This is a genomic window from Parabacteroides sp. D25 (genome assembly GCF_000307475.1).
Classification (GTDB): Bacteria; Bacteroidota; Bacteroidia; order Bacteroidales; family Tannerellaceae; genus Parabacteroides; species Parabacteroides distasonis.
The window spans coordinates 125,848-137,603 of the sequence record NZ_JH976509.1; the positions used below are offsets into that span (position 1 = coordinate 125,848).

Annotated in this window: 7 protein-coding genes; 2 read left to right on the forward strand and 5 right to left on the reverse strand. The window is 49.3% G+C overall.

Going from position 1 to position 11,756, the window contains the following annotated elements; genetic code table 11:
* Positions 1-4: 4 nt before the first annotated feature.
* Positions 5-2,926 carry an ATP-binding cassette domain-containing protein gene (locus HMPREF0999_RS20010; RefSeq protein ID WP_009276760.1) on the reverse strand — a complete coding sequence of 974 codons (2,922 nt, stop codon included), beginning with the start codon at positions 2,924-2,926 and terminating at the stop codon, positions 5-7.
* 83 nt (positions 2,927-3,009) lie between these two features.
* Complete coding sequence (locus HMPREF0999_RS20015) at positions 3,010-4,677, reverse strand: putative transporter (RefSeq protein ID WP_005856194.1); 1,668 nt, start codon at positions 4,675-4,677, stop codon at positions 3,010-3,012.
* A 97-nt stretch (positions 4,678-4,774) separates the two neighbouring features.
* Between HMPREF0999_RS20015 and HMPREF0999_RS20020 the strand changes: the two genes are divergently transcribed.
* Together HMPREF0999_RS20020 and HMPREF0999_RS20025 are read left to right on the forward strand one after the other, a co-directional pair.
* On the forward strand, positions 4,775-5,128 hold the full coding sequence (locus HMPREF0999_RS20020; RefSeq protein ID WP_005856195.1) for a hypothetical protein: 354 nt from the start codon (positions 4,775-4,777) through the stop codon (positions 5,126-5,128).
* A 99-nt stretch (positions 5,129-5,227) separates the two neighbouring features.
* Positions 5,228-7,534, forward strand: coding sequence for a TonB-dependent receptor (locus tag HMPREF0999_RS20025; RefSeq protein WP_005856196.1), 2,307 nt, complete (start codon positions 5,228-5,230; stop codon positions 7,532-7,534).
* 191 nt (positions 7,535-7,725) lie between these two features.
* Here the strand turns inward: HMPREF0999_RS20025 and HMPREF0999_RS20030 are convergent, their stop codons facing one another.
* The 3 genes from HMPREF0999_RS20030 to HMPREF0999_RS20040 are packed head-to-tail and all read right to left on the reverse strand — an operon-like array spanning position 7,726 to position 11,734.
* Entirely contained in the window at positions 7,726-9,606 is a 1,881-nt protein-coding gene (locus HMPREF0999_RS20030) for a B12-binding domain-containing radical SAM protein (RefSeq protein WP_009276761.1), read from the reverse strand.
* 17 nt (positions 9,607-9,623) lie between these two features.
* Positions 9,624-10,226 carry a ribosome biogenesis GTP-binding protein YihA/YsxC gene (yihA, locus tag HMPREF0999_RS20035; protein WP_005856199.1) on the reverse strand — a complete coding sequence of 201 codons (603 nt, stop codon included), beginning with the start codon at positions 10,224-10,226 and terminating at the stop codon, positions 9,624-9,626.
* A 44-nt stretch (positions 10,227-10,270) separates the two neighbouring features.
* A complete protein-coding gene (locus tag HMPREF0999_RS20040; protein WP_009276762.1) occupies positions 10,271-11,734 on the reverse strand; it encodes a sodium:solute symporter in 1,464 nt (487 codons plus the stop codon).
* Between the last annotated feature and the right edge of the window lie 22 nt (positions 11,735-11,756).

Below are 11,756 nucleotides of genomic sequence, written 5' to 3' on the forward strand. Positions count from 1 at the left end.
GTCATTAATCGCTCCCTTTGTTTAAATACTTGCCGGGAAACTCTGCGAAGATAGATATAATTACCAATAAAGCAAAGATTCCTAACATTAATAAATTAAATGTAAAAGTAGAAAATGTATAACCGGCGAATTTTTTCTCATGACTATAGAAAGGCGCACGTCCCCAATTATTGTCCGGTTCCAGATAAATCTGCCCGATTTTAGGGTAGATCCGGTTGTGGGCCTCCTTATAGAATTGGGTACTGGTTGAGTTGAGTACCAGCTCCTCGATGGCTGAGTTATGATGTTCCTTTTTCAAGGTGTTCAACCATTCGGAGCCGTGTTCTTGAATGACCTCTTTCCGTTTTTTCTCTAATAACGCCGTGAAATTATCGCTACGGGTATGCAGGGCTTTTTCTACTTTATCCATATAGCTCTCGTAACTCTCTTTGGACGTATAGGGGGCGATACGGGCGGCACGGGATAGTACGGCCAGTTCGTTGTGGATCGTCCGGGTGTTCTTTTCCCGTTTCTCCGGGATCAGGTTGAGGCTGTTTATGAGGCTGCGCACCTCGTCAGCATGGACATTCCGGTAATATTGCGCTAGGAACTTTTCTTTCTCGACCGTGAAAAATAGGCGGTTGTAGCTGTTGTTCCGGAATTGTTCCGTAACCAACGCCTCGAATGCCCAACGTGAGGGAATAACCTCACCGATAAGGGGCACTATGTTCCGGCTGGATGCGCTTCTGCTCAAATCGTCGAACTTGACAACTAAGCCGCAAAGTAAGATCTGCGGGATTAAAAGCAGCGGTATCGTTATATAGATCGCTACGATCGAGTTTAGGGATTGCGATAGTACCAAACCTGTCAGGTTGGCGAGGAATGAGGTTGCCCATAGCGTGATCCACCAAGTAAGGAACATCTCGCTTCCAATGCCTATCAATAAATTTCCTACCACTATGAATAGCAAACTTTGGATCGCTGAGATACAAAGCAGGTAGAACATCTTTGACGAGAGATAACTGCCTCGGCTCAATCGCAAGAATCGTTCTCGCTTTAGGAGCGTCCGGTCCTTGATGATCTCTTCGGCGCTGATACTTAATCCCGTGAAAGTAGCGACAATCACCGCCATGAAAATGTAGGATACCAGATTTTTGTTCGCCAGCAAAGAATACCCGTCATCGGGTACGAAGCGGGTGAGCAGGGCCACGATCACCGCCAATAAAGGAGTCTCCAGTAAGGCGATGCACAAGTACTGCTTATTGGTCAGCTTGGTCTTTATGTTTCTTTCCAAGAAGATACAGAATTGCTTCCAGATCGAGGGCTTCTGCTGATGATTCGGGGGCAGGGGGGTAGGCTTAACCTCTTGGAACTTCGGGCGGGAAGCTACATATAACTCATGCCATTCTTTTGAAGTTATCTTCCGGATGTTTGTCTGGTTTCCGCTATCGTCTATCTTTTTTGCGTCGATAATGGTTAGGATTAGTTCCGGATTGATATTTCCGCAGGTGCCGCAAACACTGATGTCTTGATCTGTATAATTGGCGATCCGTTTGAAATAGGTGATCGCCTCGATCGGGTTACCGTCGTAAATCGGGTAACCGCCGGTATCTAATAACCATAGGCGGTCGAACAGTTTATAGATCTCGGACGAAGGTTGGTGGATATTGACAACCACGAGCCGTCCCCGGTGTGTTTGTTCCTTTAACAGCATGATGACCTTTTCGGAATCGGTGGACGAGAGGCCGGAGGTAGGCTCATCCAAATAAAGGATCGCCGGCTCACGGATAAGTTCCAGTGCTATATTTAAACGTTTACGTTGCCCTCCGCTGATCGTTTTCCGGATTGGAGACCCGACGGCCAAATCCCGGATCTTGCTCAGATCCAAATCCTCCAGTATCGTATTGACACGATCCTCGATCTCCTTTTTGGTCAGGTTGGCGAAACAAAAGCGGGCGGTATACCATAGATTTTGGAATACGGTCAGCTCCTCGATCAGCAAGTCATCCTGAGGCACGAAACCGATCAATTGCTTGCATTCCGGATCACTCAGCGGATGTCCGTTCAGGCATACATTTCCCTCTCCGGGGATAATATTCCCATTTAAGATGCTTAACAAGGTCGACTTACCAACGCCGCTTCCTCCCATGATGGCTACCAACTGGCCAGATTCAAGGTTGAAAGAGAAATTGTGCATACCGTTCTCGCTATTCTTGAAGCTGAACTCGATATCCCTCCCGGTTAATAAAATACGTTCCTTATGCTCATTCTGATTGAATACATCGAGGACATCACTATAATAAACCGGCAAGAATAGTGGGCTTTTGATTACGCTGCTGCGTTGCCAGCCATAGAAGATACCGGAAGTAAGCGGGATATCGTTCATGAATACCCGTCCGCTGCCTTGGTAGATAAAGACCATTCGGTCGAACCGGGTCAGTCTCAACACCCGTATCTCGCCCTCCAACCCCCTTCTGTAGATATGGTTGACGTCTTTATCGCTATCATCAGCGTTGATCGTAAGTATGGAGGGGGATTTTTTACCGACTACAAAGGCGTATAGGTTGTCGAAGGTATCCGTATCGATATTGAATATCGTAGCGATCTTATGGAAAATGGCTAAGTTCTCGTTCAATCCTTCATTGTTGCCATGGGCGAACTCCATGAAACGGAGAAGAAGCAATAGTTGGTCTTCCGCGATCAATTTGGGCTTGAGCTGGTTGCATACGTTAATAATAACGCTTTCTCTATCGATGTCGAACTCCGGGTCATCGTAAACACTTTGTATCTCTTCAAATAGCTCCATATATTCTTTATGGGAGCGGATACCAAAGTGACTGGTTAAGTAAGAATTGACAGCTTGACGTGCTTGATCACTTTCTATTTTTGCCAAGGACGCAAATATAGCGAACAAGTTTAGTAGCCCATTGAGTATAGTTTCATTCATTCATCAAAGTATTGTTTCAAATGTCTTGCAAAGATAAGGTAAGTGAAACAAAAAACAGGTCGAATGTTAGACTTTTTAAGCGGTCAAGTGAATAACATGATCAATAATTGGGCAGAAATCACCCGGATGAACATGGATAACGGGTAAACCGTAGCGTAAGATACGGAAGGCTCGTCACCCTCGACGGTCGTATTGGCATAACTCAAGGCCATCGGATTGGCCATGCTTCCGCATAGCATACCTATGTTGTGGGCGTAATCTAACTTGAAGAATTGCGAGGCGATGAACCCGACGATCAAGACCGGTACGATCGTCAATAGGAAACCGAGACCGATCCATAACAATCCCTCGGCACGGAAGACGGTCTCGAAGAAATGAGCTCCGGAGTCGATTCCCAGTCCCGCCAGATAGATCACTATACCGAACTGCCGCATCATCAGGTTTGCGCTCTGGGTGGTATAAGTCGTTAGGTGGAAACGGGGGCCGAACGCACCCATCAAGATTCCAACGATGATCGGTCCTCCGGCGATACCCAGCTTGATGGGGGTACTCATTCCCGGTATGGCGATTGGGATCGCCCCGATTAATACGCCCAGCGTAAGTCCTACGAATATGGCAAGCAGGTTGGGGTTATCCAGCCGTTTCAGCTCGTCTCCCAATATCTTACCCACGTTATTCACGGAATTGGCCTCGCCTACGATCGTTAGTTTATCCCCAATCTGTAGACGGAGGTCACGGGAGGCCACCAGATCGATACCCGCACGGTTTACCCGGGTGATGTTGATCCCGTATAGGTTGCGGAGCCGGAGCGAGCCTAGCTTTACCCCGTTTACCCGGTTGCGGGTTACGACGATACGGCGGGAGATCAATTGGCTGTCGATAGCGTTCCAGTCAATATCTTCCTTATTCCAGTCCGTAGTCTCTTGTTCTCCGAAAAGTACCTTGATGGATTCGACATCCGCCTTTACGGATATGATAAGCAAATGGTCTTTTTCCTTTAAGATGGTTTCAGAGGTAGGGATCGTCACCTTTCCGTTCCTCCAGAGGCGGGAGATCACGAAATGTTTCTCTGTCAATTTCATGACTTGCTGGATGCTCTTATTGTAAATAGAGGGGTTTAATACCTGAAATTCCGCTACGTTTGTTGTCGTGTCTTGCTCCTTATGCGTGCTCTGTGTCTTTTTTGCGAATAAGGACCTCAAGATGATAATAGCGAGAATTACGCCTACGACACCTAATGGATAAGCTACGGCACAGGCCAGAGCCATATCCGTTACGTTCCTCGTATTTTCCGGATCCATTTGTAAGAGCGCTTGCTGGGCGGCACCTAGGGCCGGGGTATTCGTTACGGCACCGGATAGCAACCCTACCATAACGGGGACGGAAATTCCTGTTATCCAATGAAACACCAACGTCAAAATCAGTCCTAAAGCGATCACCCCTAATCCCATCGTATTCATTTCCACCCCGCCTTTTTTTAGGGAAGAGAAGAAACCGGGACCTACCTGCAATCCCAAGGTATATACGAAAACGATAAGCCCGAAGTTCTGAGCGAAGTTCAGCATGTCCTTATTTACGGTAATGCCCAGATGCCCTGCCATAATACCGGCGAAGAATACAAAAGTGATGCCTAATGAAATGCCGAATATCTTTAGCCGCCCTAAATACACACCAACCGCCGCCACGATAGAAATGACGGCCACGGCCTGTATCATCGAGGGTTCTGTAAGCGTCTCAAGTAACCAATTCATAAGAGTTTCTTTTTTGCTTTAGAAGCGCAAAAATATATAAAACAAAGCAATTAAAAAAATTGTAGTATCTTTGCCCACGAAATAACGATGATACAGGGTGAGGGAAACGATGGTTAAATATATAAAGTGGTTGCTGCCGGTACTTTTTATTGCGTATTATAGCAGTGTCTCGCTTTTTACGCACGTCCATGTGGAGCATGGTACGACCATCGTGCATGCGCACCCTTTCAAGAAGACGGCGGACGGTACTTGCCATCATCATACCTCTTTGGCGGAGATACAGTTGTTTCATATGCTCTCATCTATTCACGTGATGGACGGGGCGATTCACCTGTTACGTTTACAATTCTATTCTTTAAAAATATCTAATCTCTCTGAGTCTCCGGTCTATCCGGATCATGTCACTTCCGTTGAGGGACTGCGATACCTGCGGGCTCCCCCAGTTGTTTGATTACATATCCAGAAATCAATATCCGTTTGTAGAGACGGGGCATGCCCGTCTCCTCGGCAATTCGTAATCATTAATATTCAAACAACTATTAATCAAGCAATGAATAAGTTCATTACACTTATACTATGCCTGTGCTGTGTCTTTACATCAGCGTGGGCAGAGGGAGACGATCATACCTCCCTGAATCCTTCCGACGCTAATATCGTAGGCCATATCCTCGATAAGAAAACAGGAGAGCATCTCTCTTTTATCAATGTCTACCTCCACGGTACGACGATCGGTACGACCACCGACGCTACCGGTCATTACTATATGAAGAATCTTCCCGAGGGAAAATACACCTTGGTCATGAAGTCTATCGGATATAAAACCGAGGAGAAGACGGTGACCCTTAAGAAAGGGAAGACATTGGAGATCAATTTCAATGCCGAGGAAGACGCTGTCTCCTTGGACGGTGTCGTCGTATCGGCAAACCGTAACGAGACGACCCGCCGTCTGGCTCCTTCTTTGGTAAATGTACTCGACTCCAAGGTGTTCGAGACTACGCACGCCACTTCCTTGGCCGACGGTCTGAACTTCCAGCCCGGCGTGCGTGTGGAGAATAACTGCCAGAATTGCGGTTTCCAACAAGTACGTATCAATGGTCTGGAAGGCCCTTATACCCAGATCTTGGTGGATAGCCGGCCGATCTTCAGCGCCCTGACCGGCGTATATGGCTTGGAGCAGATCCCGGCGAATATGATCGAGCGGGTAGAGGTGATGCGCGGAGGAGGCTCGGCCTTGTTCGGCTCGTCCGCTATCGCCGGTACGATCAATATCATCACGAAGGAACCGATGCGCAACTCTGCCCAGATTGCCCATTCGTTGACGATGATCGGGGGAAGCCGTCCGGATAATAATACGACCGTGAACGCCTCGTTGGTGACGGACGATCATAAGGCGGGTATCTACCTCTTTGGGCAGGGCCGCCACCGTGCCTCTTACGACCATGATGGCGATGGCTACTCGGAGCTGGGTAAGCTGGAGGCGAAGACCCTCGGATTCCGTTCCTACTTGAAGACCAGCAATTATTCCAAGCTGACTTTCGAGTACCATAACATCAGCGAGTTCCGGCGAGGTGGTAATTTATTGGATCTTCCGCCTCACGAGACGGATATCACCGAGCAGACCGACCACCAGATCAACGGGGGAGGCCTGAAATTCGATCTTTTCTCTCGCGACTACCATCATCGGCTGAATGTGTATACCTCCGCCCAGCATACGAAACGCCAGAGTTATTACGGTGCCGGAAAAGATCCGAACGCCTATGGTAACACGACGGACATGACCTTTATCGGTGGCGCCCAATATTCCTACGAATGGGATAAATGCCTTTTTATGCCCGCTACCTTTACGGGAGGCGCCGAATATAGCTACGATGATCTGCAAGACGAGATGCTTGGCTATCACCGTACGATCGCCCAGACCGTGCATATCGGTAGCGCCTTCGCCCAGAACGAGTGGAAGAATGACCGTTGGAGTTTCTTGATCGGTGGCCGTTTGGATAAGCATAACATGATGGATCATGTGATCTTTAGCCCTCGTGCGAACGTGCGCTTCAATCCGACGAAGGATATCAACCTGCGTATGTCGTACTCCAGCGGTTTCCGGGCCCCTCAAGCGTTCGACGAGGATTTGCATATCACCGCCGTGGGGGGCGACGTGGCGATCATCCAGATCTCTCCGGACTTGAAGGAGGAGAATTCGCAGAGCGTGAGCGCTTCCGTGGATTTTTATCATCGCTTCGGCCCGGTTCAAGTGAATTTCTTAGTGGAAGGTTTCTATACGGATTTACGGAACGTGTTTATCTTGGAGGAGATCGGCCGTGACGAGGACAATAACCTGCTGATGGAACGCCGTAATGGAAAGGGTGCCCGTGTGATGGGTATCAATCTGGAGGGTAAGATGGCCTATTCTTGGATGCAGATACAGGCGGGCGCTACTTTGCAACGGAGCCGCTACAAGGAGGCAGAGCAATGGAGCGAGAACCCGAATATCACCCCGCAGAAGAAGATGTTCCGCTCTCCGGACGTATATGGCTATTTCACCTCTACCTTCACGCCCGTGAAACGTTTCTCCGCCTCATTGACGGGAACCTATACGGGCAGCATGTTGGTGCAGCACTTGGCGGGTTACATTCCCGAGGATCGTGAGGAGAAGACTCGTGATTTCTTCGACTTGAACCTGAAGCTGTCTTACGACTTCCCGATCTTCAAGTCCGCAACCTTGCAGGTGAACGCCGGAATACAGAATATCTTCGACTCCTATCAAGATGATTTCGACAAGGGAGCGCATCGGGATGCCGGGTATATCTATGGCCCGGGAATTCCTAGAAGTTATTTCGTGGGGTGCAAGATCAGTTATTAAATACTCGGCGAGCCTTGCCGAGGGAGTTGGAAGGACTTTGAAGCATCCGGCGGCTATCGCCGGGGGATGTGGAAGACTCTTGGGATGCCCGGCGGGGGTCGCCGGAGGATCGGAAGGGAACTCAAGATGCCCGGCGGAGATCGCCGCAGAGTTCCAACCCGTTTCCAATCCTCCGGCGAGCCTCTACGGGGCTATTCCTCCACTATCCTCTCTATATAATTCGGCGGCAGGGTGGTGCGTGGTACTTTCATGCCGCCGAACCATTTATGCAAGGGCAAGTCGAAGCCTGTTCCATTCATGTAATTGTAGAGGGAAACGCGAAGCCCCTCGCTGAAAAGCTCCGGATCGCAGCCGGATAGCGCCTCGAACTGTACGTCATTACGGGCGAATCCGCCAAAGGGAGGCTCCGTGACACGGCAACTGTACTCGGCGGGGTGCAACCCCACAGGGCTATGCGCTGTCATGGCGAAACGATGCCAAAATCCGGATTGAATCAGCCCAAGCTCAAACATTTGCCGGACCGTTTCTAAGGAATCTATGGTTTCTTGAGCGGTTTGGGTCGGGAAACCATACATCAAATAGGCATGGACCATGATGCCTGCCCCGGTAAAGTTGTTGGCGACCCGTGCCACTTGAGCCACTGTCACCCCTTTATTTATCAGCTTGAGGAGTCGGGGAGAGGCTACTTCCAGACCTCCCGACACGGCGATGCAGCCACTTCGTTGAAGAAGGTCGCATAGTTCCTCAGTATAGCTTTTCTCAAAACGAATATTTCCCCACCACACGACGGTTATCCCACGGCGGATAATCTCCTGCGCCATTTCCCGTAGCAAGGCGGGTGGAGCGGCCTCGTCCACGAAATGGAAGCCGATCTCGCCGGTTTGCTCGATCAAGCGCTCCATACGGTCTACCAAAGTCTTGGCTGTATTCGGCTCATATCGTTTGATGTAATCCAATGAGCCGTCACAGAAGGCGCATTTCCCCCAGTAGCAACCGTGCGCCAAGGTCAGTTTATTCCAGCGACCATCGCTCCAAAGCTTGTGCATCGGGTTGGCCATTTCCATGACGGAGATGTATTTGTCCAGCGGCAAGCCCTCGTAATCCGGGAATCCGGTCTCGCTTTGCCGGCAAGCGGGGTAAGCGGGATTATCTTGATAAACGACCCGGCTACCGTTCTCGTCCAAGGAGAAGGTGCGTACCAGTTCCTCTTTTTGGATCGCCCCGTCCAGATAGCGTAACACTTGGAAGAGTGGGTCCTCTCCATCATCTAGCAAGAGGTAATCGATGTATTTGAAGAAGCGTGTATCCGTGATGGAGCGAAGTTCCGTATTCACGAAACCACCTCCCATAAGGATCGGGATATCGGGATGTGCCTGCCGTAGCCATTGGGCGAGCCGGAGGGTACTGAATAAATTCCCCGGGAAAGGTACGCTGAAAGCGATCGCCTTGGGCTTGCTCTTGGCGATGTGCTTTTCCAATAGCGGTTGCGTCAGGCGGTCGATAAAGCCGAAAGGTTTTTGGAGGGCTTCCTCGATCTCGTCGAAAGAGGAGGCGCAGCGGCCCAGATGCTCGGCATATCGACTGAAGCCGAAATCCGGGTCGATCGTTTCCCTGATCAAGTCGCAGAGATCCTCCAGATACAAGGTCGCCAGATAACGGGCCTTATCCCGTAATCCCGAAGTGCCGAACGCCCATTCCAGCTCCTCCTCGTTTTGGCTCCCGCGGTCGCTTTCGGGAAGGTAATCTTGGTTACAGATGCGATAAGCGAGAGGATCGTTCTTTCCCTGAAGGAAAGCGACGGCGGCGGCTATCGTGTCGATATACCGTTGCTTATTAGCTAGCATCCCCCGGACTTTAGCCGGATATTTACCTTTCCGTCGCTCGATCTCGGCGAATAACTCCCCGAGACCCTGCGTGGAAAACAAAGCCAAGATTGTCTCGATACCCAGATCGGTCTGCCCGGCATGTACACCCTTTGCCTCCAAATAACCTTTTAGGTAAGCCGTGGAAGGATAAGGCGTATTGATCTGCGTAAACGGAGATAAAACCAGAAGAACCGAAGCTAATCCCATATCAACTCAACTAATTTTCAATTATTCAAGCTATTGTTGATAGACTCGATATAGTCCAGAATCTCATCCCGTCCCTCTTTCTTCTCCGAGGAAGAGAGGAAGATCGGAGGAAGCTCTTCCCAAGTCTCCAGTAATTTATCCGTATAGACTTTTAGGTTCTCTTTCAAGCGTCCCTTGCTGATCTTGTCGATCTTCGTGAAGATGATAGAGAAAGGAACCCCGCTCTCACCCAGCCATTCCATAAACTCCAGATCGATCTTTTGCGCCTCGTGACGGCAGTCCAAAAGGACAAATAGGTTGGTCAGTTGCTCTCGATCGAGGATATAGTTCTCGATGATACGTTTCAATTGCTCCCGGTTCTCCTTGCCTCGTTGGGCGAAGCCATACCCCGGAAGATCTACCAGATACCACTCGTTATTGATAAGAAAATGATTGATAAGTAAAGTCTTACCCGGTGTTTGCGAAGTCATCGCCAAGCCCTTCTTGTTGGTAAGCATATTGATCAAAGAGGATTTGCCTACATTGCTTCGTCCGATGAAGGCATACTCCGGCTTATTACCCTCGGGGCATTTCCTTACGTCTGTGTTGCTGATAACAAATTCTGCGCTTTTAATTTCCATAAAATATAAATTAATGAATAATGAGTATTGAATAATGGCTAGGTTTAATTCTCAATTTTCAAATTTCCATTTTCAATTGCCGAAAGCCACAGCCCGGCGAACGTGATGCCTCCGTTTACCATAAGCATCTCGTAGCCGAACGTATAGCCTACGTATTGTTTCACTAAGAAATCCGTGGCAAGGCAAATCAACGGGGAGGCTATACAGATATAGGGCACGTATTTGTCACGGGGTTTCCGCTTCGTGAAAAGCCCGAAAACAAACAGCCCCAATAGAGGACCATACGTGTACGACGCTATCATGTAGATCGCGTCGATAACGCTTCGGTTATTTACGGCCTTGAACGCCAAGATGATCAAGACGAACAAGACGGATATCATCACGTGTACCTTTAGGCGGGTACGTTTCGCCCTTTTCGCTTCCTCTCTCTGCACGCCGAGGATATCCACGCAAAAAGAGGTGGTGAGCGCTGTCAACGCCGAGTCGGCGCTACTGAAAGCCGCCGCTATGATACCGATCGTAAAGAAGATCAAGATACTCCCGCCCAAGATCCCCGAGGTACAAAACATCGGGAGGATATCGTCGTTGAGGGTTGGCAACTGGATGTTCTGCTGTGCCGCCAATGTCAGTAGCAGTACCCCCAGTGCGAGAAACAAGAAGTTGACCGGCGTGAAGGCGAAGCCATATGTGTACATGTTTTTCTGGGCATCCTTCAAGCTCTTGCAGGAGAGGTTCTTTTGCATCATGTCCTGATCCAGCCCGGTCATGACGATCGTGATAAAGATACCGCTGAAGAACTGCTTGAAGAAGTTCTGCGTACTATGCCAATCGCCGAACTCAAAGATCCGGAAATGAGGGCTTTCCACCAAGGTCTGCGCCATATCCCCGAAATCCAGTCCCATCTTGTCCTTCACCTGCCAGATGATCACGATCAACATTGCCACGAGACAAAGGGCCTGCAACGTATCTGTCCAGATGATCGTCTTGATACCGCTCCGGAACGTATATAGCCATACCAGCAGGATACTGAGGATAGCGGTCACGGCGAATGGGATGTTCCAAGCGTTGAACACGTAGGTTTGCAAGATCAAGACCACTAGATATAAGCGTGCGGCCGCCCCTATGATCTTCGAGAGCAGGAAGAATGAGGCCCCTGTCTTGTACCCCCTTCTCCCGATCCGGTCATCCAGATACGAGTAGATGGAGGTAAGCTGCAACTTATAGTATAGCGGTAGCAATACCTTGGCTATAATGATATATCCCACGAAGAAGCCTAATACAGTCTGCATATACGTCATATCGATCGCCCGCACCATGCCGGGTACCGATACGAACGTCACCCCCGATAAGGATGTCCCTACCATGCCGATAGAGACGATATACCAAGGTGATTTCCTGTCCCCGAGGAAGAATGCCTCGTTGCTGTTATTACGCCCCGTGATCCATGCTATCAGCAGCAAGACGGTGAAATAGGCAGCGATAATAAAAAGGATGATATAGCTGTTCATGTATTGCTAACTTCTTTCTTTT